21 protein-coding genes are annotated in these 25,947 nt (G+C 63.7%); 9 read left to right on the forward strand and 12 right to left on the reverse strand.

Annotated features, from left to right (window positions below):
• The first annotated feature begins 12 nt into the window (after window positions 1-12).
• Complete coding sequence (locus tag JKP78_RS11055) at window positions 13-354, forward strand: cupin domain-containing protein (RefSeq protein ID WP_186686237.1); 342 nt, start codon at window positions 13-15, stop codon at window positions 352-354.
• A 52-nt stretch (window positions 355-406) separates the two neighbouring features.
• A complete protein-coding gene (locus tag JKP78_RS11060; RefSeq protein ID WP_200626661.1) occupies window positions 407-1,486 on the forward strand; it encodes a polyamine ABC transporter substrate-binding protein in 1,080 nt (359 codons plus the stop codon).
• A 137-nt stretch (window positions 1,487-1,623) separates the two neighbouring features.
• Here JKP78_RS11060 and JKP78_RS11065 read toward each other — a convergent pair whose 3' ends face one another.
• Together JKP78_RS11065 and JKP78_RS11070 are read right to left on the reverse strand one after the other, a co-directional pair.
• A complete protein-coding gene (locus JKP78_RS11065; RefSeq protein WP_170028373.1) occupies window positions 1,624-3,207 on the reverse strand; it encodes a peptide chain release factor 3 in 1,584 nt (527 codons plus the stop codon).
• A 107-nt stretch (window positions 3,208-3,314) separates the two neighbouring features.
• Complete coding sequence (locus JKP78_RS11070; RefSeq protein WP_186686241.1) at window positions 3,315-3,893, reverse strand: hypothetical protein; 579 nt, start codon at window positions 3,891-3,893, stop codon at window positions 3,315-3,317.
• A gap of 347 nt (window positions 3,894-4,240) precedes the next feature.
• Between JKP78_RS11070 and JKP78_RS11075 the strand changes: the two genes are divergently transcribed.
• The 4 genes from JKP78_RS11075 to JKP78_RS11090 are packed head-to-tail and all read left to right on the forward strand — an operon-like array spanning window position 4,241 to window position 7,686.
• Window positions 4,241-4,954 carry an ABC transporter permease gene (locus JKP78_RS11075; protein WP_186686243.1) on the forward strand — a complete coding sequence of 238 codons (714 nt, stop codon included), beginning with the start codon at window positions 4,241-4,243 and terminating at the stop codon, window positions 4,952-4,954.
• Between the two features lie 13 nt (window positions 4,955-4,967).
• Window positions 4,968-5,882 (forward strand): glycine betaine ABC transporter substrate-binding protein, encoded by a 915-nt coding sequence (locus tag JKP78_RS11080; RefSeq protein WP_186686244.1) that lies wholly within the window; start codon window positions 4,968-4,970, stop codon window positions 5,880-5,882.
• Complete coding sequence (locus tag JKP78_RS11085) at window positions 5,879-6,532, forward strand: ABC transporter permease (RefSeq protein ID WP_200626662.1); 654 nt, start codon at window positions 5,879-5,881, stop codon at window positions 6,530-6,532. Before JKP78_RS11080 ends, JKP78_RS11085 begins: the two co-directional genes overlap by 4 nt.
• On the forward strand, window positions 6,529-7,686 hold the full coding sequence (locus JKP78_RS11090; RefSeq protein ID WP_200626663.1) for an osmoprotectant ABC transporter ATP-binding protein OsmV: 1,158 nt from the start codon (window positions 6,529-6,531) through the stop codon (window positions 7,684-7,686). Before JKP78_RS11085 ends, JKP78_RS11090 begins: the two co-directional genes overlap by 4 nt.
• Window positions 7,687-7,804: 118 nt before the next feature.
• On the opposite strand, the gene JKP78_RS11095 is transcribed toward JKP78_RS11090, so the two are convergent.
• From JKP78_RS11095 to JKP78_RS11105, 3 genes are all read right to left on the reverse strand, one after another.
• Window positions 7,805-10,234 (reverse strand): TonB-dependent siderophore receptor, encoded by a 2,430-nt coding sequence (locus JKP78_RS11095; protein ID WP_200626664.1) that lies wholly within the window; start codon window positions 10,232-10,234, stop codon window positions 7,805-7,807.
• A gap of 108 nt (window positions 10,235-10,342) precedes the next feature.
• Window positions 10,343-11,305, reverse strand: a complete 963-nt coding sequence (locus tag JKP78_RS11100) for a FecR family protein (protein ID WP_200626665.1) — start codon at window positions 11,303-11,305, stop codon at window positions 10,343-10,345.
• Window positions 11,306-11,325: 20 nt separating this feature from the next.
• The gene (locus tag JKP78_RS11105; RefSeq protein ID WP_186686252.1) at window positions 11,326-11,811 is read right to left on the reverse strand and encodes a sigma-70 family RNA polymerase sigma factor; all 486 of its coding nucleotides are present in this window, start codon (window positions 11,809-11,811) and stop codon (window positions 11,326-11,328) included.
• Between the two features lie 507 nt (window positions 11,812-12,318).
• Between JKP78_RS11105 and JKP78_RS11110 the strand changes: the two genes are divergently transcribed.
• Window positions 12,319-13,482, forward strand: coding sequence for a type III PLP-dependent enzyme (locus JKP78_RS11110; RefSeq protein WP_170028364.1), 1,164 nt, complete (start codon window positions 12,319-12,321; stop codon window positions 13,480-13,482).
• Between the two features lie 75 nt (window positions 13,483-13,557).
• Here JKP78_RS11110 and JKP78_RS11115 read toward each other — a convergent pair whose 3' ends face one another.
• Entirely contained in the window at window positions 13,558-14,307 is a 750-nt protein-coding gene (locus JKP78_RS11115; RefSeq protein WP_186686253.1) for a tetratricopeptide repeat protein, read from the reverse strand.
• A gap of 3 nt (window positions 14,308-14,310) precedes the next feature.
• Window positions 14,311-14,991 (reverse strand): Fe2+-dependent dioxygenase, encoded by a 681-nt coding sequence (locus JKP78_RS11120; protein ID WP_170028362.1) that lies wholly within the window; start codon window positions 14,989-14,991, stop codon window positions 14,311-14,313.
• Window positions 14,992-15,214: 223 nt separating this feature from the next.
• On the opposite strand from JKP78_RS11120, the gene JKP78_RS11125 reads away from it, so the two are divergent.
• Window positions 15,215-17,497 (forward strand): TonB-dependent receptor, encoded by a 2,283-nt coding sequence (locus tag JKP78_RS11125; RefSeq protein WP_170028361.1) that lies wholly within the window; start codon window positions 15,215-15,217, stop codon window positions 17,495-17,497.
• Window positions 17,498-17,736: 239 nt separating this feature from the next.
• On the forward strand, window positions 17,737-20,292 hold the full coding sequence (locus JKP78_RS11130) for a PepSY domain-containing protein (protein WP_200626666.1): 2,556 nt from the start codon (window positions 17,737-17,739) through the stop codon (window positions 20,290-20,292).
• A gap of 142 nt (window positions 20,293-20,434) precedes the next feature.
• Here JKP78_RS11130 and JKP78_RS11135 read toward each other — a convergent pair whose 3' ends face one another.
• From JKP78_RS11135 to JKP78_RS11155, 5 genes are all read right to left on the reverse strand, one after another.
• Window positions 20,435-21,226 carry an amidohydrolase gene (locus tag JKP78_RS11135; protein ID WP_186686255.1) on the reverse strand — a complete coding sequence of 264 codons (792 nt, stop codon included), beginning with the start codon at window positions 21,224-21,226 and terminating at the stop codon, window positions 20,435-20,437.
• Window positions 21,214-22,362 carry a pyridoxal phosphate-dependent aminotransferase gene (locus JKP78_RS11140; protein ID WP_186686256.1) on the reverse strand — a complete coding sequence of 383 codons (1,149 nt, stop codon included), beginning with the start codon at window positions 22,360-22,362 and terminating at the stop codon, window positions 21,214-21,216. The genes JKP78_RS11135 and JKP78_RS11140 overlap by 13 nt, the downstream gene beginning before the upstream one ends.
• 210 nt (window positions 22,363-22,572) lie before the next feature.
• The gene (der, locus tag JKP78_RS11145) at window positions 22,573-24,039 is read right to left on the reverse strand and encodes a ribosome biogenesis GTPase Der (RefSeq protein ID WP_170028356.1); all 1,467 of its coding nucleotides are present in this window, start codon (window positions 24,037-24,039) and stop codon (window positions 22,573-22,575) included.
• A 117-nt stretch (window positions 24,040-24,156) separates the two neighbouring features.
• Window positions 24,157-25,299 carry an outer membrane protein assembly factor BamB gene (gene bamB, locus JKP78_RS11150; RefSeq protein WP_170028355.1) on the reverse strand — a complete coding sequence of 381 codons (1,143 nt, stop codon included), beginning with the start codon at window positions 25,297-25,299 and terminating at the stop codon, window positions 24,157-24,159.
• Window positions 25,300-25,938, reverse strand: coding sequence for a tetratricopeptide repeat protein (locus JKP78_RS11155; protein WP_186686258.1), 639 nt, complete (start codon window positions 25,936-25,938; stop codon window positions 25,300-25,302).
• Between the last annotated feature and the right edge of the window lie 9 nt (window positions 25,939-25,947).

Consider the following 25,947-nt stretch of genomic DNA (forward strand, 5'->3'; position numbering starts at 1 on the left):
GATCAAGCGGTCATGAGCATCACCCAGTTCAAGAACACCGACATCGCCGTGCTCGACAGTTCCAGTCCGGTCGCGGTCCCCCTCGGCGACCCCGTGGCAGTGACCTCGGTCACCTGTGTGGCTCGCAACGACGGCGTCGAGACCGGCATCTGGGAGTGCTCCCCCGGGCGCTGGCGTCGGCAAATCGTGCAGCAGGAGTTCTGCCATTTCATCAAGGGCCGCTGCACCTTCACCCCCGACGACGGCGAGCCGCTGCATATAGAAGCCGGAGACGCACTGATGCTACCGGCCAACAGCACCGGCACCTGGGACATCCAGGAGACGGTGCGCAAGACCTACGTCCTTATCTTCTGATCCGCTGATCGCCTGCCTTCGATAACAACAGACAAAGCAAGGTAAACCCGACATGCGCACGCACCTTCTCGCCCCCCTGATGCTGGCTGCCAGCGTGGCCAGCGCCGCCGAAACGGTGAAGATCTACAACTGGTCCAGCTATGTTGCCCCCGACACGCTGAAGAACTTCCAGCAGGCCAGTGGCATCGTACCCACCTACGACGTGTACGACAGCAACGAAACACTCGATGGCAAGTTGATGACCGGCAACTCCGGCTACGACGTGGTGTTCCCTTCCAACCACTTCATGGCCCGGCAGATCCAGGGCAAGGCCCTCAAGCGCCTGGACAAGGCGCAACTGCCCGGCTGGCACAACCTCAACCCGGTGCTGCTGAAGGCACTGGAAGTCAACGACCCGGGCAACCAGTACGGCTTCCCCTACCTGTGGGGCAGTACCGGCATCGGCTACAACATCGACAAGGTCAAGGCCGTGCTTGGCGACAATGCGCCGGTGGATTCCTGGGACCTGATCTTCAAGCCCGAATACATGAGCAAGCTGAAAAGCTGCGGCGTCGCGGTGCTGGACAACGGCCCCGAACTGCTGCCGATCGCCCTGCACTACCTCGGCCTGCCGCACCACAGCCAGGACCCGGCGGATTACGACAAGGCCAAGGCGCTGCTGATGCAGGTGCGCCCGTACATCAGCTACTTCCACTCCTCGAAGTACACCGGTGACCTGGCCAATGGCGACATCTGCGTGGTGGTGGGCTTCTCGGGGGATGTACTGCAGGCGAAGAACCGTGCCGAAGAAGCGAACAACGGGGTGAAAGTGGGCTACTCGATCCCCAGGGAAGGTGCGCCGATGTGGTTCGACATGGTCGCCATGCCAGCCGATGCACCGGACGAGAAGGCTGCGTATGCCTACATGAACTACCTGCTGCAGCCAGAGGTGATGGCCAACATCAGCAATCACGTGCAGTACGCCAACGGCAACCGCGAGGCGGACGCACTGGTGAACCCGGCGCTGAAGAGCAACACGATGATCTACCCGAGCGACGACGTGATGGGCAAGTTGTATGCGCTGCAAGCGATGCCGGCCAAGATCGACCGTATCCGGACGCGGATCTGGACCAGTATCAAGGCAGGGAATTGATTTCGACCGTAACACGGTCCCTGTGGGAGCGGGTTCACCCGCGAATGCGATGTTTAGTTTACCGACGCATTCGCGGGTAAACCCGCTCCCACAAGGGGCAGGAGCAGGCCCTGGAAATCAGGAGCAAGCTTGCGAAATCAGTGGTGCTCTCGGGTAGCGCGGAACTTGATGTCCGGCCAGCGCTCTTCCATCAGCGACAGGTTGACCCGGGTCGGCGCCAGGTAGGTCAGGTGCCCGCCACCGTCGATGGCCAGGTTTTCCATGGCCTTGTTCTGGAATTCCTCGAGCTTCTTCTTGTCGTCGCAGGTGATCCAGCGAGCCGACCACACGGTGATCGGCTCGTAGGCGCACTCGACCTTGTACTCTTCCTTCAACCGGCTGGCGACCACGTCGAACTGCAGCACACCGACCGCACCGAGAATGATGTCGTTGCTGCGCTCGGGGAAGAACACCTGGGTCGCCCCCTCTTCGGCCAGCTGCTGCAGGCCCTGGCGCAGCTGCTTGGATTTCAGCGGGTCCTTCAGGCGCACACGGCGGAACAGTTCCGGGGCGAAGTGCGGAATACCGGTGAAGCCCAGCGCCTCGCCTTCGGTGAAGGTGTCGCCGATCTGGATGGTGCCGTGGTTGTGCAGGCCGATGATGTCGCCGGCGTAGGCCTCTTCCAGCTGCTCACGCTCGGAGGAGAAGAAGGTCAGCGCATCGCCGATGCGCAGGTCCTTGTTGATACGCACGTGGCGCATCTTCATGCCCTTCTCGTACTTGCCGGAGCAGATGCGCATGAAGGCGATGCGGTCGCGGTGTTTCGGGTCCATGTTCGCCTGGATCTTGAACACGAAGCCGCTGAACTTCTCTTCCACAGGCTCCACGGTGCGCTCGTGGGCGACCCGGCTCAGCGGGCGCGGCGCCCAGTCGACCACCGCATCGAGCACATGGTCGACACCGAAGTTGCCCAGCGCGGTACCGAAGAACACCGGGGTCAGCTGGCCGTTGATGAACTCGTCCTGGTTGAACTCGTGGCAGGCCCCCTGCACCAGCTCCAGCTGCTCGACGAACGCGTCGTACTGGTCGCCGAGGTGGGCGCGGGCTTCGTCCGAGTCCAGCTTCTGGATGATCTTGGCCTCGGTACGCTCGTGGCCGTGGCCCGGGGTGTAGACCACGATATAGTCGCCGGTCAGGTGGTACACGCCCTTGAAGTCGCGGTAGCAACCGATCGGCCAGGTGATCGGCGCGGCCTTGATCTTCAGTACGGCTTCGATCTCGTCGAGCAGTTCGATCGGGTCACGGATGTCACGGTCGAGCTTGTTGATGAAGCTGACGATCGGCGTGTCGCGCAGGCGGCACACGTCCATCAGGGCGATGGTACGCGGCTCTACACCCTTACCACCGTCGAGCACCATCAACGCCGAGTCCACCGCGGTCAGGGTGCGGTAGGTGTCTTCCGAGAAGTCTTCGTGGCCGGGGGTGTCGAGCAGGTTGATCATGTGCTCGCGGTACGGGAACTGCATCACCGAGGTGGTGATGGAGATGCCACGCTGCTTCTCCATCTCCATCCAGTCGGAAGTGGCGTGGCGGTCAGACTTGCGCGACTTCACGGTACCGGCGACGGCAATGGCCTTGCCCATCAGCAGCAGCTTCTCGGTGATGGTGGTCTTACCGGCGTCGGGGTGGGAAATGATTGCGAAAGTGCGGCGCTTCGCGACTTCGGCGGCCTGGTTGGTCATGGGAAATCGCCTGACTGGGGATCAAAAAGGGCCAAGATTATACCCGAAACCGCAGGCAGACCAAAGCACCGGCATGCCCCCCATCGAAGCCGCATGCCGGTTGCGGATCAATGGTCGTCCAGCAATTCTTCGCCGATGTCGGTGATCTGTACTTCCAGGTCGAGCGGTTCGCCCGTGCCGGCACAGCCGTAGGCAAACCAATGATCAAGCACGTCCATCCGGCCCATCGCGCACAACTGGATGTTGGTGGTGCGGGTCCAGATGCGCACGGCCAGCTTGTCACCCGCGTGCAGGTCCTGATCCATGCTGACAAACTGCCCTTGATCGTTGCGTGTCATCACCTTCCATAACCTGTCGTCGCTGACCTTTGTGTCATACAGGCAAGCGTAGCCATTGCCGTCACGATCCAGGTAGCGCTTTCTGGAATTGAAATCACGACCGGTGCGCCGGCTCCAGGACTGAATGTCGTAGTAGCGACGCCCCCGGGTCTCGTCCACCATGCAACGGAACCAGAAACGATGAGGCTCTCTGCCCAGCAGCGAGGAAACCACTAGAAAATCATCGGCTATGCGCGCTGCCTGGCCCTCCCGTTCGGAGAGCTTGGCGCAATCCAGGTAGCCCTCGAACTCCGGTGTGGTGCATGCGACATGTGCAACGAAAGATCGATCATAGTTATGAACAAGCATCAGATTGGCTCCTTGAAATAAATGCCCACGGGTATCCCACAGGCCTCGTATCCAAACCCAATGGACGAGCGATTGGCACAAGGAAAGAGCGCACGTCGGGGCAACCCGGGCTGGCCACATGCCGCTTTCCATGGGAACCTTTATCCCTTCGGAGACGTCCACTCCCCCGTAACCCGCTTCGGTTGGGGACTGGTTTCATCAGCATTTTCGGACCCGACGGGGTTCGGCTCATGGCCTGATCGCTGCCTTCGGCATGCGTCACGCTGCTACTCGCGAACACACCACCCGCCGCCAGGACTGGCCGGCTATCAAGAAGTGTGCTCGCCGACTACACAAGGAGTCCGCCTGTGGCTGAACGCTACGGAAAAGGGCTGTTGGGATGGGCCGCCGTGCTCGTCATCCTGGCCCTGCTGGTCCACTGGATCGGCATCGACACGATCGCCCGTTATCGCGACGATCTCGGGTTCTACCTGCAAGCGCACCTGGTACTGGTGCTGGCTTCGATGGCGGCGGCGCTGGCCGTGGGCATCCCCGCCGGCATTGCCTTGAGTCGACCGCAACGGGTCGACAAGGCCGAGCGCTTCATGCAGTTGTTCAATGTTGGCAACACCATCCCTCCCCTGGCCGTTCTGGCCATCGCCCTGAGTATCCTGGGCATCGGCGCCGGGCCTGCAATCTTCGCCCTGTTCCTCGCCTCGCTCCTGCCCATCGTACGCAACACCTACGAGGGCCTGAAAAACGTCCCCGCCTCGCTCAAGGAAGCCGCCACCGGCATCGGCATGACCCCGCGCCAGCAACTGTGGCAGGTGGAACTGCCCAATGCCGTACCGATCATCGTCGGCGGTGTGCGCGTGGCCCTGGCGTTGAACGTGGGCACCGCACCGCTGGCCTTTTTGATCGGCGCCAACAGCCTGGGCAGCCTGATCTTCCCCGGCATCGCCCTGAACAACCAGCCGCAGCTGCTGCTGGGTGCCGCCTGCACCGCGCTGCTGGCACTGGCGCTGGACGCTGCGGTGAGCTTCGCCAGCAAACGCTGGCTGGAACGCGGCCTGGCCGGATAACGAGAGGGAACCGATGAACAAGAAAATCGCCTTGCTGCTGGGCGCGGCCCTGCTGTTCGCAGGATTTGCCCAAGCGGCAGAAAAACCACTGATCCGCATCGGCGCGCGGGTGTTCACCGAACAGACCGTACTCGCCGAAATCACTGCGCAATACCTGCGCGCCAATGGCTTTGACGTGCGTGTCACCGGCGGCCTGGGCAGCAATATCGCGCGCCAGGCCCAGGAAACCGGCCAGCTCGACCTGATGTGGGAATATACCGGTGTGTCACTGGTGTCGTACAACCACGTCGAGCAACGCATGCCCAGTGCTGCCGCAACCTATGCCAAGGTCAAGCAACTGGATGCGCAGAAGGGGCTGATCTGGCTGACCCCGTCGAAGTTCAGCAACACCTACGCGCTTGGCCTGCCCAGCCAGGTCGCCGAGGCCTACCCGCAGATCAATTCGATCAGCGACCTCAACCAGGTGCTGCGCAGCGAACGTAGCCGCCAGCACCTGGTGGCACTGGACACCGAGTTCGCCAACCGCCCGGATGGCCTGGTCGGCCTGAAGGCCATGTACGGCCTGCAAGTGGATCGCGCCAACATTCGCCAGATGGACGCTGGCCTGGTCTACACCGCCATGCACAACAACCAGGTGTTCGCCGGCCTGGTGTACACCACCGACGGCCGCCTGAACGCGTTCAAGCTCAAGCTGCTGGAAGACGACAAGCACTACTTCCCCGACTACACCGCCGCCCCGGTGGTGCGCAAGGCCGTGCTCGACGCCAACCCGCAACTGGCCGGCCTGCTCAAGCCACTGGCCGAGCAACTGGACGATGAAACCATGCGCCAGCTCAACGCCAAGGTCGATGTCGAACACCAGAACCCCTCCTCCGTGGCGGCGGCCTTCCTGCGTGAGCACCCACTGAACAGCGAGGGCCAGCCATGAACCTGATCAATACCTTCAGCCACCTGGACTGGGCCCAGGTGCTGCAGCTCACCTGGCAGCACATCATGCTGGTGGGCGTCGCCGTGGGCCTGGCCATCCTCGTCGGCGTACCACTGGGCATCCTGATGACCCGCTTCCCCGCCGTCGCCGGGCCGTTGCAAGCCAGCGCCACGGTGCTGCTGACCATCCCCTCGATCGCCCTGTTCGGCCTGCTGCTGCCGTTCTACTCGAAGTTCGGCCAGGGCCTGGGGCCGCTGCCGGCGATCACCGCCGTGTTCCTCTATTCGCTGCTGCCCATCCTGCGCAACACCTACCTCGCCCTGACCAACGTCGAACCCGGCATTCGCGAGGCCGCGCGCGGTATCGGCATGACCTTCGGCCAGCGCCTGCGCATGGTCGAGCTGCCCATCGCGGTGCCGGTGATCCTCGCCGGCGTGCGCACCGCCGTGGTGATGAACATTGGCGTCATGACCATTGCCGCCACCATCGGCGCTGGCGGCCTGGGCGTGCTCATCCTCACCTCCATCAGCCGCAGCGACATGTCGATGCTGCTGGTCGGTGCGGTCTTGGTCAGCCTGCTGGCGATCGTCGCCGACCTGCTCCTGCAAACCCTGCAACGTGCCCTGACTCCAGAAGGACTGCGCCCATGATCGAACTGAAGAACCTCAGCAAAACCTTCAACGTCAACGGCAAGGACGTCAAAGCCGTCGACTCGGTAAGCCTCACCGTCAATGAAGGCGAGATCTGCGTGTTCCTCGGCCCCTCGGGCTGCGGCAAAAGCACCACGCTGAAAATGATCAACCGCCTGATCATGCCCACCTCTGGCCAGGTGTTCATCAATGGCGAAGACACCACCGGGCTGGACGAAGTGACCCTGCGTCGACACATCGGCTACGTGATCCAGCAGATCGGCCTGTTCCCGAACATGACCATCGAGGAGAACATCACCGTGGTCCCGCGCCTGCTCGGCTGGGACCGGCAAAAGTGCCACGAACGCGCCCGCGAGCTGATGCACATGATCAAGCTGGAGCCCAAGCAGTACCTGCAGCGCTACCCGCGCGAGCTGTCCGGCGGCCAGCAGCAGCGTATCGGCGTGATCCGTGCCTTGGCTGCCGAAGCGCCGGTGCTGTTGATGGACGAGCCATTCGGTGCGGTCGACCCGATCAACCGCGAGCTGATCCAGAACGAATTCTTCGAGATGCAGCGGGCCTTGAACAAGACCGTGATCATGGTCAGCCACGATATCGACGAAGCGATCAAGCTGGGCGACAAGATCGCCATCTTCCGTGCCGGCAAGCTGTTGCAGCTGGACCACCCGGACACTTTGCTGGCCCATCCTGCGGATGAGTTCGTGAGCAATTTCGTCGGCCAGGACAGCACCCTCAAGCGCCTGCTGCTGGTGCGGGCCGAGGATGCGGCGGACAACGCGCCATCGGTGAGCCCGGAAACCCCGGTGGGCGAGGCGCTGGAACTGCTCGACGAGCACGACCGCCGTTATGTGGTGGTGACCGACGGGCAGAACAAGGCGCTGGGCTATGTGCGCCGGCGCGACATGCATCGCCAGCAGGGCAGCTGTGGCGAGTTCCTGCGGCCCTTCAATGCCACGGCGTCACATGACGAGCACCTGCGTATCCTGTTGTCGCGGATGTACGAGTACAACCGGGCATGGTTGCCGGTGCTGGATGCCGGGCAGGTGTTCCTGGGTGAGGTGACCCAAGAGTCGATTGCGGCTTACCTGAGTTCGGGGCGCTCGCGCGGGGCCAAGACCAGCATTGTCTCGCCGGCTGAGGTGGTGACTTCCTGAACGCTGGGGGCGCTTTGCGCCCCATCGCGACACAAGGCCGCGCCTACAGCGGAATGCGATCTCCTGTAGGCGCGGCCTTGTGTCGCGGTGGGCCGCAAAGCGGCCCCGGCAATGCCGATCAGAACCCTACACTGGCCTGCACGTAGAAGGTCCGCGGCTCACCCACATAGAGGCCGGCATTGTTGTCGCTGGAGCGGGTGAAGTACTGCTTGTCGAACAGGTTCTTCACCCCCGCCGCCAGCTTCAGGTTGGACAGCTGTGGCCCGAACTCGTAGCCGCCACGGGCATGCCAGGTCACATAGCCGGGAATGTCGCCATACTGCCCATCGGCACTCGGCTCGGTGATGTAGTCACCATTGAAGCTGCCATCGGCATTGATCCCGGTTCCCGGCGCGCGCTGCCTGGATTGCGCATAGGCATCCAGGTTCCAGGTCCAGCGGTTGACGGCATAGCGCACCCCGGCGGTGGCCACCTGGCGTGAATAGAACGGCAGGTCACGGCCTTTGAAGCCGGGAATGTCCCCTTCATAAGTCGCGCGGGTATAGGTGTAGCCGCCGCTCACCGACAGCCCGTCCAGGTGCGGGTCCAGCCCGGCCAGGTCATAGCGCACCGAGGCCTCGATACCCTGGTGCTTGGTCGCGCCCAGGTTGGTCCAGCCCACGTCGTTGCTGATGTACTGCAGCTCATCGTCGAAGTCGATGTAGAACGCCGTCAGCTCACCGGCAAAACCGCCATTGTCATAGCGCGTACCGATTTCGTAGGTCTTGGCCTTTTCCGGCTCCAGGCCATTGGCCGTGCTGTTGCCGGTACCGCCCTGGCCCAGCTGGAAGTACTGCAGGCTGCCGAACGAGGTCTCGTAGTTGGCGAACAGCTTCCACGCATCGGAGAGGTGATACATCACGCTCAGCGCCGGCAGCGGTTCGTTGCTGGTGATGCTGCGCTTCTTCTCCGCCACCGGCTTGCCGTTGGCACCGAGCACCGGGCGGTCGCGCCAGTCGGTATTGATGTGCTCGAAGCGCAGGCCGGGGGTGATGGTCCAGTTACCCACGTCGATCTTGTCGTCGATATAGTAGGCGCTGGCCTCGGTGCCGCCGCTGCGGTCCTGGAACACATGGCCGTCGGAGCCCGGCACGGGGGTCGGCACGTTGTCGACCAGGCCCAGGCGCGTCGACTGTTCGCGCATCGCTTCCTTCAGGTAACGGTAACCCACGCTGACTTCCTGGGTGGTCGGCCCGGCGAAGAAGATGCGCGACAGCCGCGGCTCGATGGCGAAGGTATGGTAGTTGCGCGGGTAGGTCGACAGGGTCTTCATGTCCCGCGAGGCAATGGCGCTGCCGCGGAAGCTGTCGGTGTAGTAGGTCAGCACTTCGAACTGAGTGGCCTCGTCGAGCTGGCGTTGCCACTTGAACGAGACATCCTTGCGCCGGCCAGCGAAGTAGTCGTAGTCGCGCAGCGACTGGTACGGGTTGCTGTCGTATTGGGCCTGGGTCAGGCCGCCCGGCATGTCGGCACGGCCGTCGTAGTAATGAAAATTGAGCCAGAACTCGTCGACCTCGGTGGGCGCCCAGTGCGTCTTGAGGATGACGTCATCGATGTCATTGCCATTGTTGCTTTCCCGGTAGCCGTTGCCATTTACCCCGGTGTACAGCAGCGCCAGGCCCATGCCGTTGTCCGCCGTACCGCCGACGAACGCCGACTCGGTGTGCTTCCAGCCGCCATGCTGGGAGGTTTCCAGGGTGGTGGCCAGCTCTGCCGAAGGCTTTTCCGGAATCGCCCGGGTCACGAAGTTGATCACCCCGCCGACGTTCTGCGGGCCATAACGCACCGAGCCGGCACCACGCACCACGTCGATACTGTCGAGGTTGCCCGAGGAAATCGGGGCCATCGACAGCTGCGGCTGGCCGTACGGCGCGAAAGCGGCCGGGATGCCATCGATCAGTACCGTGGAGCGCGGCGACAGCCGCGAAGTCAGGCCACGCACGCCAACGTTCAGCGACAGGTCGCTGCCGCCGGTGCCGTTGGAGTCCTGCACCTGTACCCCCGGGATGCCGCGCAGCACATCGCGCACGTTCATCGCGCCCTTCTCCACCATCGCTTCGCGGCGCACCACGGTCCGCGCACCGGGGTGGTTCTGCACCACGCTCTGCTGGGCATCGCCCAGCCAGTCACCCACCACCTTGATGTCGGTGGGCGCCAGCTCCAGGCTGCCAGGCGTGGCAGTGCCATCGGCCTGGGCCGCCTTGAGCACCACGGTGCCCTGGGACATTTCATAGGTCAGGCCGCTGCCTTGCAACAACTGTTGCAGCGCCTGCTCGGGCGTCAGCTGGCCAGACACCGCCGGGGCCTGCTTGCCGGTCACCAGCTCGGGGCTGAAGAACAGCTGCAGGTTGCTCTGCTGACCCAGCTGGTTCAGTGCCGAAGCCAACGGTTGTGCCTGGATCTGGATGGTGTTGCCAGTTTCTGCGGCCTGGCTGCCGGCGGCCACGGCACTGACCGCCAGGGTCAGGGCCAGGGCGCGCAAGCGTGGGAAGGGCTTGTTGTTGTTCACGTCGTCGAAACTTCCTGGAAAACCGAATAAACGCCAATTGCATGCAAATGGAAATGCTTGGCAGTTGCAGCTGGCGGGGAAGACGAACGAGCGGAAAAAAACCTGAATCTATTTCGCGATTATTTCGCTGGAGCCATCGGCATGGGCCTTGATGGCCACCGGCAGGATGCTCGGCAAGGCGCGCAGCAAGGCGTCGCTGTCGTCGGTGCGGAACGTGCTGGACAGGCGTAGCTGGGCAACCTTGCCGGGGGCGACCCGCAGCGGCTGGCTGCGGTAGCGGGAAACTTCCGCCACCACGTCGGCCAGGGTGGCGTTGTCGAACACCAGCTTGCCCTGGCGCCAGGCCGTCAGCGCGGCGGCATTCACCGCATAGGGCGCAGCCACCTGGCCCTGGGCGTCGATGTGCGAGCCCTGGCCAGCGGTAAGCTGTGCCAGCGAAGCGCCCTTGCCCTGCACGCGCACCGAACCCTGCTCCACCGCCACGCGGGTGCTGGCCGTATCCTGACGGACGTCGAAACGGGTACCGGTGACCGTCACGCGGCCTTGGGCAGTGTCGACCACGAACGGCCTGCCGCTGTCGTGGGCGACGGTGAACATCACCTCGCCCGCCATCAGCCGGACATGACGCTGGCCGGCGCTGAACGCGACCTGCACATGGCTGCTGCCGTTGAGTTCAAGGTAGGAACCATCCGGCAATTCGACCTGGCGGCGTTCGTTGAAGGCGGTTTGCAGGCTGCCTTGGTGATTGAGCTGCTGGTACTGCCAGCCGCCCCAGCCCAGCCCCACCGCCACGGCGCCCAGCGTGGCGGCCAACGCCATGCGCACCAGGCGCCGCCGTGGCAACTGGGGTACCGGGGCTGGCCGGGCCAGCGCTTCCAGGCGCTGGCGGGGGATGAAATCGGCGGCGTGCCACAGGCGGGCGAGTTGCTCGTACTCGTCACGGTGTTGCCTGTCAGCCTCCAGCCAGGCCCGCAACTGCACCTGCAGCCCGGCATCCCGCGGCGCATCCTGCACGCGGGCGAACCATGCGGCCGCCTGCTCGCGGACGGTTTCGCTACCGTGCTGTTCCATCGAAAAGGCCTCCTGACTCATCATGCCGACACATCCAGGTGCTCACGCAGATGCCGGAGCGTGCGGATCATATACTTTTCGACCATGTTCTTGCTCAACCCCATGCGCGCGGCGATCTCCGCCTGGGTGCGGCCTTCGAGCTTCTGCCAGATGAACACCTGGCGGCAGTTGAGCGGCAGCTCGGCCAGCGCCCGCTCGACGCTGTCGGCCAGTTCCAGGGCGTGCACGTAGGCCTCGGGGTCGCCACCGCCGGCCGGGCTTTCGTCGCAGGCCTGCAGCTCCAGGGCCTGGCGCCGATCCTCGCGACGAAAACCATCCACGGCAATGTTGCGTGCGGTCTGGTGCAGGTAGGCGCGTGGCTGCTCGACCTGCTCGCCCGGGCTTTCCAGGACCCGGACGAAGGCATCGTGGGCGAGGTCCTCGGCCTGCTGACGACTGCGCAGCTTGCGCGTCCAGGTGCCGATCAGCTCATGGTAGTGGTCTAGGAAGCCTTTGGGTCCGGACACGGTCGGTGGTCGTCAGGGAGGCGGATGAGGGTGCGAATAGTAATGTTTCTCATCAAGAACGGCAATTCCGCCAGTCGGTAACAAAAAATTTATCGTCTTTTTCATGCACGGCAGTGCCAGGGAAATGTGGCCATAAATATGAACACCTGAGGCCCCTTCGCGGGCATGCCCGCTCCCACAGGAACCGCGAGATGCCTGTGGGAGCGGGCGTGCCCGCGAAGGAGCCAACGCATTCCATTCCACTATTTTTTACGTTTGAAACACGCTGGGGAACATCAGCCGGTCACACGAGTCGGTTATTCAAATGGCTGGTCGTCGATCCGCGTCGATCACGCCCGGATTGCCTGTTGATTCTGCATTCTTCACGCCCTAAAGTGCGCGCCGAACGTCCATGCTGGAAACGATCCATCCGGCTCAAGTACTGAGTAGGCGAACCAAAGTGGGGATACGGAGGACGTTCAGTTTGCAGCCACTTAATCTTTCAGTTTGCCCATGGAGTCCCTGAGCATGTCGATCCAGGTCGAAGACTATTTCGCGCGTGACACCTTCCAGAAGATGAAGGCGTTCGCCGACAAGCAGGAAACCCCGTTCGTACTCATCGATACCCAGATGATCAGCCAGGCCTATGACGACCTGCGCGCCGGCTTCGAGTTCGCCAAGGTGTACTACGCGGTCAAGGCCAACCCGGCCGTCGAGATCATCGACCTGCTCAAGGATAAAGGTTCGAGCTTCGACATCGCCTCGATCTACGAGCTGGACAAGGTAATGGGCCGCGGTGTCAGCGCCGACCGCATCAGCTACGGCAACACCATCAAGAAGTCCAAGGACATCCGCTACTTCTACGAGAAGGGCGTGCGCCTGTATGCCACCGACTCGGAAGCCGACCTGCGCAACATCGCCAAGGCCGCACCGGGTTCGAAAGTGTACGTGCGCATCCTTACCGAAGGCTCCACCACTGCCGACTGGCCGCTGTCGCGCAAGTTCGGCTGCCAGACCGACATGGCCATGGACCTGCTGATCCTCGCCCGCGACCTGGGCCTGGTGCCATACGGCATCTCCTTCCACGTGGGCTCGCAGCAGCGCGATATCAGCGTGTGGGACGCCGCCATCGCCAAGGTCAAGGTGATCTTCGAACGCCTGAAGGACGAAGACGGCATCGAGCTGAAGCTGATCAACATGGGTGGCGGTTTCCCGGCCAACTACATCACCCGTACCAACAGCCTGGAAACCTACGCCGAAGAAATCATCCGCTTCCTCAAGGAAGACTTCGGTGACGACCTGCCGGAAATCATCCTCGAGCCGGGCCGTTCGCTGATTGCCAACGCCGGGATCCTGGTCAGCGAAGTGGTGCTGGTGGCGCGCAAGTCGCGCACCGCCGTCGAGCGCTGGATCTACACCGACGTGGGCAAGTTCTCCGGCCTGATCGAAACCATGGACGAGTCGATCAAGTTCCCGATCTGGACCGAGAAAAAAGGCGAAACCGAAGAAGTGGTCATCGCCGGCCCGACCTGCGACAGCGCCGACATCATGTACGAGCACTACAAGTACGGCCTGCCGCTGAACCTGGCAATCGGTGACCGCCTGTACTGGCTGTCGACCGGTGCCTACACCACCAGCTACAGCGCAGTGGAATTCAACGGCTTCCCGCCGCTGAAGGCTTACTACCTGTAATGCACGACGGGGCCGCGAGGCCCCGTTTTCATTTGTGCAGTGCGGCGCCGGCGATCCGGCCAGCACAGCCAAACCTCATTTCCCGCGCCGTTCGATCTCTTCGGCATAGCGCGCCGCAACAGCCATCAGCACCGGCCCCGCGCCCTGCAAGGTCGCCAGCGCACTGCGCAGGAAGTTCATGTTGCCCTCGAGCCGAGCCTGCTCCAGCCAACGCCCGGCCTCGACCATCTGCCCGCGTTCGACCAGCACCAGGCCCAGGCTGAACATGCCGCGGAAATCCCCCGCCTCGGCCGCACGCCGATACCAGCGTACCGCCCGCGCCGGGCTGGGCGCGGTGGCAATGCCCTGTTCAAGGTAACGCCCATACAGGTTCATCGACTTGGCATGCCCCATGTGTGCGGCCTTCTCGTAGCACAGCAGTGCCTGCGCCTGGTTGGCCGGTACGCCACGGCCGGTGGCCAACAGGTTGCCAAGGTTGTAGAGCCCCCAGTCCAACCCCGCATCGGCTGCCCGGGCATAGTGGATGGCAGCTTGCGCAAGGTCTACGCTGCCGCCCCAGCCATGCTCCAGGCACCGCCCCAGCATGTTGTGCGCCATGGCGCTGCCGCCTTGGGCAGCAATGCCGAACCAGCGCCGGGCCACGCCGGCATCCGTTTCGATACCCCGCCCGTCGAGCAGGATCTGCCCCAGCAGCAACTGGGCCTCGACCACACCCTGCCCCGCCGCCGCCAGGATCGCCTGGGCGGCCTTGCCAGGACGCTGTTCGAGCATGGCCTGCAACCCGGCCACATCCAGTACTTCCTCACGTCGCAACGGGTAGGACACGTTTCAGACCTCCGCCCAGCGGCGCAGCAGGTTGTGGTAGGTGCCGGTCAGCTGCAGCAACGCAGGATGGTCCGGCACATCGGCAGTCAGTTGCTGGATGGCATTGTCCATCTCGAACAGCAAGGCGCGCTGGCTGTCCTCGCGGACCAGGCTCTGGGTCCAGAAGAACGCGGCGTAACGCTGGCCACGAGTGACCGGGTTGACCTTGTGCAGGCTGGTGCCCGGGTACAGCACCAGGTCACCGGCGGCCAGCTTGACCTGCTGCTCGCCAAAGGTGTCCTGAATCACCAGCTCGCCGCCGTCGTAGCTTTCCGGGTCGCTGAGGAACAACGTCGAGGACAGGTCGGTGCGCACCCGCTCCGGGCTGCCCTTGGGCTGGCGCAGGGCATTATCGATGTGGAAGCCGAAGTTGCCGCCTTCGCGGTAACAGTTGATCAGTGGCGGGAACACCTTGTGCGGCAAGGCCGCCGACATGAAGCGCGGGGTTTTCCACAGGCGCTCGATCAGCGCACTGCCGATCTCCTTGGCCAGCGGGTGGCCTTCCGGCAGCTGCAGGTTGTGCTTGGCCTTGGCCGACTGATAGCCAGCGGTGATCTTGCCATCAGCCCAGTCGGCCTGTTCCAGCGCCTCGCGGATACGGGCCAGTTCATCGGCGTCGAACAGGCCGGGGATGTGAAGCAGCATGGCGTCAGCACCATTGGCAACAGAAAGGGGGACCAATGATATTGATTCCCTTTTGCGCTTCACAAGCCCTATCCACCCGGCAAGACGCTACAGGCGGATGAAACCGTAAAGGCAAATTGTAAAGTTTGTAAATTATTCGCGAATGGTAACCGATCTCAATTGAGACTCCTAATTGCTTACATTAAGATCCGCGGCCTTGAAACCTTGGGGAAGGTCCTGAGCAATGCGCCAATCCGTACCAACTGCAGTGAGTTCACCACGCCTGATCGCCTCCGCCATCGGCGTTGCCCTCAGCGCCTCGACGGCCTACGCCGCCGACCCGGCCGCCAGCAACGCGATCACCCTGGATGCCACCAGCGTCCAGGGCAAGGCCGAACAGGCCAGCACCGACTACAAGGTTGAGAAAGCTTCCTCGCAGAAGTACACCGCGCCATTGGTGGACACCCCGCGCTCGGTCACCGTGATCCCGCAGCAAGTGATCAAGGACACCACCGCCCTGACCCTGCAGGACGCCCTGCGCACCGTGCCGGGCATCACCTTCGGTGCTGGCGAAGGTGGCAACCCGCAAGGCGACCGCCCGTTCATCCGCGGCTTCGATGCCCAGGGCGACACTTACCTGGATGGTGTACGTGATACCGGCGCGCAAACCCGCGAGATCTTCGCCATCGAATCGGTGGAAGTGGCCAAGGGCCCGAACTCTGCCATCGGTGGCCGCGGCGCCGCGGGTGGCACCATCAACCTGGTGAGCAAGCGCGCGCACCTGGGCAACTCGCTGGACGGCGCCTGGACCTGGGGCAGCGACCAGACCCAGCGCTACACCTTCGATGGCAACTACCAGTTCAGCGACAGCGCGGCCGGGCGCCTGAACCTGATGACCCACGAAAGCAACGTCGCCGGCCGCGACAAGGTCAACTACGACCGTTGGGGTATCGCCCCATCGCTGGCCTTCGGCCTGGGCACGCCGACCCGCGTCAACCTCGACTACTACCACCTGGAAAGCGACGACCTGCCGGATTCCGGCATCCCCTACAGCATTCCGGCTGGCGGCAGCAACGCGCGTACTTCGGCCCATCCGAGCAAGCCAATCGATGGCGGTGACAGCGACAACTTCTACGGCCTCACCGGCCGCGACTTCCGCAAGACCCGCACCGATATCGCGACCATCGCCATCGAGCATGACCTCAGCGATTCGCTGACCATCAAGAACACCCTGCGTCACGGCAACAGCATGCAGGACTATGTGCTGACCCAGCCTGACGACAGTGCCGGCAACGTGAACAACAACGGTGTATGGCGTCGTGCCAACAGCCGTGTGGGCAATACCGCTACCACCACCAACCAGACCGACCTGTTCGGCGAGTTCTTCGTGGCAGGTTTCAAGAACAGCTTTTCCACCGGTATCGAGCTCAGCAAGGAAGACTCCGACCGCCAGAGCTACACCGTCACGCCCAACAGCAAGCTCACCTGCAGCGGGCCCGGCAATGGCGGTAGCTGCACCTCGCTGAGCGACCCGAACCCGGACGACGCCTGGGACGGCACCGTCACGCGCAACTACGCCGGTACCAAGACCAGCGGCAAGACCCGGGCGATCTATGCGTTCGACACATTGGAGCTGACGCCCCAGTGGCTGTTGAACATGGGCCTGCGTTACGACCACTTCGATACCCGCTTCCGCACCTACAACGCCAATGGCGCAACCAGCGTGAACAAGAATGGCGTCCCTCTCAAAGGCCGCGACAAGAGCGAATTCTTCACCGGCCAGCTGGGTCTGGTCTGGAAGCCGGCCGAGAACGGCAGCATCTATGTTTCCTACGCCACATCCGCGACTCCGCCTGGCGCCATGCTCGGCGAAGGTACCGAGACCAACCCACAGTCAGGCACCACTGACCGCGGCGGCAACATTCTCAGCAGCGACCTGGAACCGGAAGAAACCAGCAACTACGAAATCGGTACCAAGTGGGACTTGCTGGACGAACGCCTGTCGCTGGCGGCCGCGATCTTCCGCACCGAGAAGGAAAACGCCCGTGTGCAGGTGGACACCACCAGTTACGAAAACGTCGGCGAAACCCGGGTCCAAGGCATCGAGCTGTCGGCCAGCGGCAAGCTGACCGACAAGTGGCAGGTGTTCGCCGGCTACACCTACCTGCAAGCCCGCCAGATCGACGGCGGGCCGATGGGCAAGGCCAACGATGGCAACCAGCTGCCGAACACGCCGAACAACAGTGCCAGCGTGTGGACCACTTACGCCATTACGCCCAAGCTGACCGTCGGCGGTGGCGCGTTCTACGTGGATGACGTGTATGGCAACGTGGCCAACACCACGATGGTCGACAGCTACGTGCGCTACGACGCCATGGCCGCCTACAAGCTGACCAAGAATGTCGACCTGCAGCTGAACGTGCAGAACCTGACCAACGAGGTGTACTACGACAAGGCGTTCTCGACCCACTTCGCCAACCAGGCAGCCGGGCGGACTGCGCTGTTGACCACCAGCGTGCACTTCTGATGGCCGGGCGGGGTTGATGCATCTGTGCTGGCCTCTTCGCGGGTAAACCGCTGCCACAGGTGTCACCAGCCCCGAGTTTAGTGGAGCAACGGCGGGAGCGAGATTACCCGTAAAGAGGCCGGCACGGGCAACCAATGACCGATAAGCCCCCGCCCCGTTCACACGCCGTGAGCGGGGCGTTCGCGTATCAAGGCATAATGCACGCCGCGCGGTATGCGGCAGAAACACAAGGTGATCAGGTGGTGAAGAAGACGCTGTTCCAGTTGCACTGGTTGTTCGGCATCAGCGCCGGCCTGGTGCTGGCCTTGATGGGCATTACCGGGGCCTTGTATTCGTTTCAGGACGAACTGCTGCGTGCCTTCAATGCCGATGTCCTCAAGGTAGAAGTGCGCACCGAAGGCGTGCTGCCGCCGGCCGAGCTGGTACGGCGGGTGGAGGCCCAGCAACACGACAAGGTGGCAATGCTGTGGGTTGACGTGCGCGACGGCAATGCCGCACGTATCTTCTTCACGCCGCCACCGGGCGAGCGCCGTGGCCAGCTGCGCTATGCCGACCCCTACACCGGCGAACTCAAGGGTGAAGCAGCCGGCCAAGGCTTCTTCAACCTCATGCTCAACCTGCACCGTTTTCTGGCCATGGGCGACACTGGCCGGCAGATTACCGGTGCCTGCACCTTGATGCTGGTGTTCTTCTGCCTGTCCGGCCTGTACCTGCGCTGGCCGCGCAAGGCGCTGGACTGGCGCGCCTGGCTGACCCTCGACTGGGCCAAGACGGGCCGTGCGTTCAACTGGGACCTGCACGCCGTGGCCGGCACCTGGTGCCTGCTGTTCTACCTGCTGTTCGCCCTGACCGGGCTGTTCTGGTCCTACGAGTGGTACCGCGAAGGCCTGAACCGGCTGTTGGCCGACGCCCCAGCCAGCGGCCAGCAGCAGCAACGTGGCGAAGGCCGTGGCCGCCACGGGCCGCAGCACAGCGACAAGAACGCCCCGCCGCTGGTGGTCGACTATGACGCGATCTGGGCCAACCTGAAGGACGCTGCGGGCCCGGGCCTGGCCATGTACAACCTGCGCCTGCCACCGGTGGGCGGCCAACCGGCCAACCTGTTCTACCTGCTGGAAAACGCCGACCATCCGCGTGCCTTCAACACCCTGGTGCTGGACCCGGCCACCGGCCAGGTAAAAAAGCATGACCGCTACAGCGAAAAATCCTTCAAGGCGCAACTGCTGCAGAGCGTCTACGCCCTGCATGTCGGCGAATACTTCGGCCTGCCGGGGCGCATCATCGTCACCCTCGCCAGCCTGAGCATGCCGCTGTTCTTCGTCACCGGCTGGCTGCTGTACCTCGACCGCCGCCGCAAGAAGCGCCAGGTGCGCGCCGCACGTGGCAAGGTCGCCGACAGCCATGGCAGCGGCGACAGCTGGCTGATCGGGTTTGCCAGCCAGAGCGGCCTGGCCGAGCAGCTTGCCTGGCAGAGCGCCGGTCAGTTGCAGGCTGCCGGCCTGGCGGTACAGGTGCGCGCCCTGGCCGAACTGGGTGAAAACGACTTGCGCCAGGCCCGCCGTGCGCTGTTCGTGGTCAGCACCTTCGGCGACGGCCAAGCCCCGGACAGCGCCCGCGTGTTCGAGCGCAAGGTGCTCGGCCAGCCGTGGGCGCTGAACAACCTCAGCTATGCCCTGCTCGCCCTCGGCGACCGCCAGTACCCGCACTTCTGCGGCTTCGCCCGGCGCCTGCAGGCGTGGCTGGGTGAGCGCGGTGCCAGCAGCGCATTCAGCCCGGTGGAAGTGGACAACGCCGACCAGGCCGCCCTGCAGCAGTGGCAGCAGGAACTGGCGCAACTGACTGGCGCCCAGCCAGTGGCTGCCTGGCAGCCGCCGAGCTTCGGCAACTGGTCACTGGTGCGCCGGGTACTGCTCAACCCGGGCAGTCAGGGCCAACCGGTGTACCTGCTCGGCCTGCAGCCGCAACAGCCCGCCAGCTGGGAAGCCGGCGACCTGGTCGAGATCCTGCCACTCAATCGCCAGCCGCGGATCGACGCCTTCCTCGCTGGCATGGCGCTGGATGCCGGGGCCAAGGTGCAGGTGAACGGCCTGGCTGAAACCCTCGTCCAAGCCTTGGCCGGCCGGCAGTTGCCGGCCCATCGCGAGCATCTGGTCGGCTTGCAGCCGCAAGCGCTGGTCGATGCACTTGTGCCGATCGGCAGCCGCGAATACTCGATCGCCTCGATCGCCAGCGATGGCGTGCTGGAACTGATCGTGCGCCAGGAACGCCACGCCGATGGCCACCTGGGCCTGGGCTCCGGCTGGCTGACCGAGTACCTGCCGCTGAACGGCACGCTGAGCCTGCGGGTGCGGCGTAACAGCAGCTTCCACCTGCCGGAAACGGCGGCACCGTTGGTGCTGATCGGTAACGGCACCGGCCTGGCCGGCCTGCGCAGCCTGATCCGCGCGCGGGTGAATGCAGGTGAGCAGCGCAACTGGCTGCTGTTTGGCGAGCGCAACCGGGCGCACGACCTGTTGTGTGGCGACGAACTGCAAGGCTGGCTGGCCAGCGGCGACCTGGCGCGCCTGGACCTGGCGTTTTCGCGGGACCAGGCCGAGAAGGTGTATGTGCAGGATGTGTTGTGGCAACAGGCCGATGAGTTCAAGCGCTGGATGCACGACGGCGCCTGTGTATATGTCTGCGGTAGCCTGCAAGGGATGGCGGCGGGTGTCGACACGGCGCTCAATGGCATCCTGGGCGAAGCAGTAGTGCAGCAACTGATCGAGGATGGACGCTACCGACGGGATGTGTACTGATAACGCAACCTCTGTAGGAGCGGCCTTGTGTCGCGAAGGGCCGCAAAGCGGCCCCGGCAATCTTCGCATCGCCACCAGAACCCTGGGGCCGCTCTGCGGCCCTTCGCGACACAAGGCCGCTCCTACAGGGGCCAGTGGCAGCTCAACGGAGTTCGAAGGTATCGGCATCCAGGTTGGCCGGGAACTTGGCCCGGTACGCCGCCAGTTCCGCCGCGCTCAATACGGCGGTGAACACCCCGTCCGCCTCCCCGGCACTGAGCAGGCTCTCGCCTTGGAAGTCCAGCACCTGGCTGTCGCCAGAATAGGCGAAGCCCTTGCCATCGGTGCCTACCCGGTTCACCGCCGCCACATAGCACAGGTTCTCGATGCCCCGTGCCGGCAACAGGCGGTTCCAGTGCTGGCGCCGCGCAGCCGGCCAGTTGGCGGTGTACAGCAGCAGGTCGGTGTCCTGGGCATCGCGGCTCCACACCGGGAAGCGCAGGTCGTAGCAGATCAGCGGGCGAATCCGCCAGCCTTTGAGCTCGAACTGCACCTGGCGCTCGCCCGGGGTGTAATGCTTGTGCTCACCGGCCATGCGGAACAGGTGGCGCTTGTCGTAGTGCAGGATCTCGCCATCCGGCCGTGCCCACAGCAGGCGGTTACGGTGGCTGCCATCGGCGGCCTGGATGATCACGCTGCCGGTGACAACCGCGTTGCACTTCTTCGCCTGGGCCTTCAACCATTTGTAGGTCGGGCCATTCTCAGGCTCGCACAGGCTCTCCGACTGCATCGAGAAACCGGTGGTGAACATTTCCGGCAGAATCACCAGGTCCACCTCGCCGACCTGCGCCAGCAGCTCCTCGAAGTGCGCATAGTTGGCCTCGCGGTCGTGCCAGGCCAGGGTGGTTTGCACCAGGGCGACTTTCAGGTTGGGCAGTGTGCTCAGATCGCGCATAGTCTTTCCGCTGCCTGACGCAGCGTCTCCTCTCGTTTGGCAAAGCACAGGCGGACCAGGCGTTGCTCGGGGATGGGCTGCTGGTAGAACACCGACACCGGGATGCTCGCCACTCCGTGCTCACGGGTCAGCCACAGTGCCATGTCGACATCGTTCAGGTCCGGGCGGATCTGCGAATAGTCCACCAGCTGGAAATAGGTACCCGCCGTGCGGGTGAAACGAAACCGCGAGCCGTCCAGCAAACCGCAGAACAGGTCGCGCTTGGCCTGGTAGAAGGCAGGCAATTGATCGATATGCTCGGGATGCTCGGCCATGAACTCGGCCAAGGCGCACTGCAGCGGCGTCACCCCGCAGAAGTTGACGTACTGGTGCACCTTGCGCAGCTCGGCGCTCAGCGCCGGCGGCGCGATCACATAACCGGTCTTCCAGCCGGTAACGTGATAGGTCTTGCCGAACGAGCTGACCACGAAAGCGCGCGAGTACAGCTGCTCATGGGCCAGTACGCTGGCATGGCGCACACCGTCATAGACCAGATGTTCGTACACTTCATCGCTGATCAGGTGGATATCGCGGCCGGCGATCAGCTGCGCCAGCTGGTCCAGGTCTGCGCGAGTGATCAGCGCACCGCTGGGATTGTGCGGCGAGTTGAGGATGACCATGCGCGTGCGCGGGCTGAGCGCATCGGCGAACTGCTGCCAGTCGATACGGAAGTCGCCATCGCTCAGGCGCACATGCACGCAACGGCCACCGGCCAGTTCCACGGACGGTTCGTAGCTGTCATAGCACGGGTCGAAGACGATCACCTCGTCGCCAGCGTGGACCAGCGCCTGGATGGCACAGAAAATCGCCTCGGTGGCACCGGGGGTGATGGTCACTTCCTGGTCGGCATCCACCTGTGCACCGTATAGCCGCGCGACCTTGGCCGCCACCTGCTGGCGCAACGCCGGCAGGCCGGTCATCGGTGAATACTGGTTATGCCCGGCAGCCACATGCCGGCCCACTGCATCGAGCAGCGCCTGCGGGCCATTGAAGTCGGGGAAGCCTTGCGACAGGTTGAGCGCACCGGTCTGCGCGGCGAGCTGGGACATGCTGGTGAAGATGGTCGTGCCGACATTCGGCAGTTTGCTGCGGATCATGAAGCCCTCTTTCCTGGGGTGTATCCGGCACGGGTTGGAGTCCGAGCATAGCGGATCGAGCGGTCAGGAAAAAGGTTGAAACGCTGGGGGCATTGCGCTGGGTCAAAGGGCGATTCGCGGGCTTGCCCGCTCCCACAGGTACTGCACGTAGCTCAAGGGTCGTACCGTATCTGTGGGAGCGGGCAAGCCCGCGAAGAAGCTGACGCGGAATCAGCGTTTCTTGTCGCGACGCTTCTTCTCGGCCTTCTTGTGGTGCGACATCAGGCGGCGTTTCTTGTTGACCTGACGATCGGTGAGGGTGTTCTTCTTGCCCTCGTACGGGTTCTCACCGCCCTTGTATTCGATGCGAATCGGCGTACCGACCAGTTTCAGCACGCGGCGGTAGGTGTTTTCCAGGTAACGCGAGTACGACTTCGGAATCTTGTCGGTCTGGTTACCGTGGATCACGATCAGCGGCGGGTTGGCACCACCGAGGTGGGCATAGCGCAGCTTGATGCGGCGGCCATTGACCAGCGGCGGCTGGTGCTCGCTCACGGCATCTTCGAGGATTTGCGTCAGGCGGCTGGTCGGCCAACGGGTCACGGCCGACTTGAACGCGGCCTGCACCGACTTGTACAGGTGGCCTACGCCGGTGCCGTGCAGGGCGGAGATGAAGTGAATGTCGGCGAAGTCGACGAAGAACAGCCGGCGCTCCAGCTCGGTCTTCACGTAGTCGCGTTCGCCCGGCTCCATGCCGTCCCACTTGTTCAGGGCGATGACAATGGCGCGGCCGGCTTCCAGGGCGAAGCCCAGCAGGTTCAGGTCATGGTCCACCACGCCTTCGCGGGCATCCATGACGAAGATCACCACGTTGGCGTCCTTGATCGCCTGCAGCGTCTTCACCACCGAGAACTTCTCGACTTCCTCGTGGATCTTGCCGCGCTTGCGTACGCCGGCGGTGTCGATGAAGGTGTACTTCTCGTCATCGCGCTCGAACGGGATGTAGATGCTGTCGCGGGTGGTGCCCGGCTGGTCGTACACCACCACGCGCTCTTCGCCGAGCATGCGGTTGACCAGGGTCGACTTGCCCACGTTGGGGCGGCCGATGATGGCGATCTTGATGCCGTCCTTCTCGCTCGGGCCAGGGATGCGCACCGCTTCTTCGCCTTCGGCGACTTCGGCGTCCAGCGCTTCCTCGACCTGGTCGCGCGGCAGGTGGCCGAGCACGGCCTCCATCAACGCATTGATACCACGGCCCTGGGAGCCCGCCACCGGAATGGCATTGCCCATGCCCAGCGGCGAGAACTCGGCGCGGGCGACATCGGCATCGATGTTGTCGATCTTGTTGGCAACCAGGATCGCTTCCTTGTTCCGCTTGCGCAGGTGCTCGGCGATCATCTGGTCAGCGGCGGTCATGCCAGCACGGGCATCGACCAGGAACAACACATAGTCGGCTTCTTCGATGGCCATGAGCGACTGCTCGGCCATTTTCTCGTCCATGCCCACTTCGTCACCGGTAATACCGCCGGTGTCGATCAGGATGAAGGAACGACCCTGCCAGCTGGCATCACCATACTGGCGGTCACGGGTCAGGCCCGACAGGTCACCAACGATGGCATCGCGGGTCTTGGTCAGGCGGTTGAACATGGTGGATTTGCCGACGTTCGGGCGGCCCACCAGGGCGATTACGGGAACCATTCGGCTCTCCACTCTTGAATTCTTGAAAATGCAAAGGCCGCTGCAAGGCAGCGGCCGGAGTTCGGGCGGCGTGTCCTACGCCGCGGCTTGAAGCCCGCCAAGGCTTCAAGCATAGCTTCAGCGGATGGTCAGTGCCTCGAGCTTGCCGCTGTTGCCAAAGACGTAGATGGTGTCGCCGACCACGAGTGGGCGGGCACGCAGGCCATCGCTGTCGATACGCTCACGGCCGACGAAGCGGCCATCGACCTGGCTCAGCAGGTGCAGGTAGCCCTCGAAGTCACCCACCGCCACGTAGCTGGAGAACACTTCCGGCGCGGTCAGCTGGCGACGCGCCATGGTGTCGTTGCTCCACAGCGCGCTGGAAGAGCGTTCATCGACGCTTTCGACAGTGCCGGAAGCTTCGCTGACGTAGACGTTGCCGAAGCCCTGGGCGACACCCACGTAGCTGGAGGCATCACGCTGCCACAGCACCCGGCCGCTTTCCAGGTCCAGGCCCGCGACGCGGCCCTGGTAGGTGCTGACGTACAGGGTACCACCCGACAGCAGCAGGCCGCCGTCGATATCGACCACACGGTCCAGCTCGGAACGGCCTTGCGGAATCGCCACACGGCTTTCCCACACCGGCACACCGTTGTTGATGTCTACCGCCACCACCTTGCCGGTGGACAGGCCGGCGACGGCCAGGCGGTTGGTGACGATCGGCGCGCCGGTGCCACGCAGGGTCAGCACGGCCGGGCTGTTCTCGTAGATCCAGCGGCGGTCACCGGTAGCGGCATCCAGGCCGATCAGGCGATCGTCCTGGGTCTGCACGACTACTACATCACCATTGTTGGCAGGCGGGGCCAGCACTTCGCTGGTCACCCGGGAGCGCCAGCGCTCCTCGCCAGTGCTGGAGTCCAGGGCAATCACTTCACCCTTGAGGGTACCCAGCATGACCAGGCCATAGCCGACGCCGACAGCACCGGAAACCGGCAGCTCGAGGTCCTTCTTCCACACCACGTCGCCGGTGATGCGGTCGAGGGCGAAGACTTCGCCATTGACGTCGGAGGCGTAGATGCGGTCGTTTTCGATGGCCGGCACCAGGGTGTTGTAGGTTTCGCCCTGGCCGTCACCGATCGAACGGCTCCACTGCTTCTTCAGCACCACTTCCTCGGTGAACTTGGTCAGCTCGGCCGGGGGCAGTTCCTTCTTGCTGTTGCTGCTGCAACCCGCGGCCAGTACGGCCAGGGTCAGCACTGCTGCATGTTTCCAACCGATCACTTACGCGTCCCCTTTGGCCAAGTCATCCAGCTTCAATTGCAGGCCACCGACCGCCGCCTCATCGGACAACGCAGCCTTGGCTTTCTCGTAAGCACTGTGCGCGTCGTCGGCGCGACCCAGCTGCACCAGCAGGTCACCCTTCAACTCTTCACGGCTGGCCAGGAAGGCCTGGTCGGCATCCCCGTCGAGCAGCTTGAGGGCGTCCTCGGCCTTGTTCTGGGCAGCCAGTACGCGAGCCAGGCGCTGGCGTGCAATTTCGCCCAGGGTGGCATCGGCCGGCTTGTCCAGCACGCTTTTCAGCTCGGCAGCGGCGTCGTCGAGCTTGCCGCTCTCGACCGCGACCTTGGCCACGAACAGGCTGCCGTACTGGGCGTAGGCGGTACCGCCGAACTCGCTCTTGAGCTTGCCGGCCAGTTCCGCGACCTTGGTCGCGTCAGGCTGGCCAGTGGGCGTCAGGCTGGTTTCCAGCAAGGCCTGGTACAGCTGCGAGGCACCTTGCGACTGATTGTTCTGGTACTTGTGCCAGGTATTCCAGCCCAACACCACCACGCCAGCCAGCAGGGCACCGGTCAGCAGCGGCTTGCCGTTGCGGTTCCACCAGTCCTTGACCCCTGCCAGTTCATCATCGGTACTCGACACCCCAATACT

It is taken from the genome of Pseudomonas sp. LAM2023, from assembly GCF_016620375.1.
GTDB classification, from domain to species: domain Bacteria; phylum Pseudomonadota; class Gammaproteobacteria; order Pseudomonadales; family Pseudomonadaceae; genus Aquipseudomonas; species Aquipseudomonas anuradhapurensis.

Excerpts from the sequence above, each read along its gene's own strand:
- JKP78_RS11110 (WP_170028364.1), top strand. The coding sequence starts at position 12,319 with ATGTCGATCCAGGTCGAAGACTATTTCGCGCGTGACACCTTCCAGAAG.
- JKP78_RS11080 (WP_186686244.1), top strand. The coding sequence starts at position 4,968 with ATGAACAAGAAAATCGCCTTGCTGCTGGGCGCGGCCCTGCTGTTCGCA.
- JKP78_RS11085 (WP_200626662.1), top strand. The coding sequence starts at position 5,879 with ATGAACCTGATCAATACCTTCAGCCACCTGGACTGGGCCCAGGTGCTG.
- JKP78_RS11090 (WP_200626663.1), top strand. The coding sequence starts at position 6,529 with ATGATCGAACTGAAGAACCTCAGCAAAACCTTCAACGTCAACGGCAAG.
- JKP78_RS11070 (WP_186686241.1), bottom strand. The coding sequence starts at position 3,893 with ATGCTTGTTCATAACTATGATCGATCTTTCGTTGCACATGTCGCATGC.
- JKP78_RS11125 (WP_170028361.1), top strand. The coding sequence starts at position 15,215 with ATGCGCCAATCCGTACCAACTGCAGTGAGTTCACCACGCCTGATCGCC.
- JKP78_RS11100 (WP_200626665.1), bottom strand. The coding sequence starts at position 11,305 with ATGGAACAGCACGGTAGCGAAACCGTCCGCGAGCAGGCGGCCGCATGG.
- JKP78_RS11120 (WP_170028362.1), bottom strand. The coding sequence starts at position 14,991 with ATGCTGCTTCACATCCCCGGCCTGTTCGACGCCGATGAACTGGCCCGT.
- der (WP_170028356.1), bottom strand. The coding sequence starts at position 24,039 with ATGGTTCCCGTAATCGCCCTGGTGGGCCGCCCGAACGTCGGCAAATCC.
- JKP78_RS11135 (WP_186686255.1), bottom strand. The coding sequence starts at position 21,226 with ATGCGCGATCTGAGCACACTGCCCAACCTGAAAGTCGCCCTGGTGCAA.
- JKP78_RS11065 (WP_170028373.1), bottom strand. The coding sequence starts at position 3,207 with ATGACCAACCAGGCCGCCGAAGTCGCGAAGCGCCGCACTTTCGCAATC.
- JKP78_RS11055 (WP_186686237.1), top strand. The coding sequence starts at position 13 with ATGAGCATCACCCAGTTCAAGAACACCGACATCGCCGTGCTCGACAGT.
- JKP78_RS11140 (WP_186686256.1), bottom strand. The coding sequence starts at position 22,362 with ATGATCCGCAGCAAACTGCCGAATGTCGGCACGACCATCTTCACCAGC.
- JKP78_RS11060 (WP_200626661.1), top strand. The coding sequence starts at position 407 with ATGCGCACGCACCTTCTCGCCCCCCTGATGCTGGCTGCCAGCGTGGCC.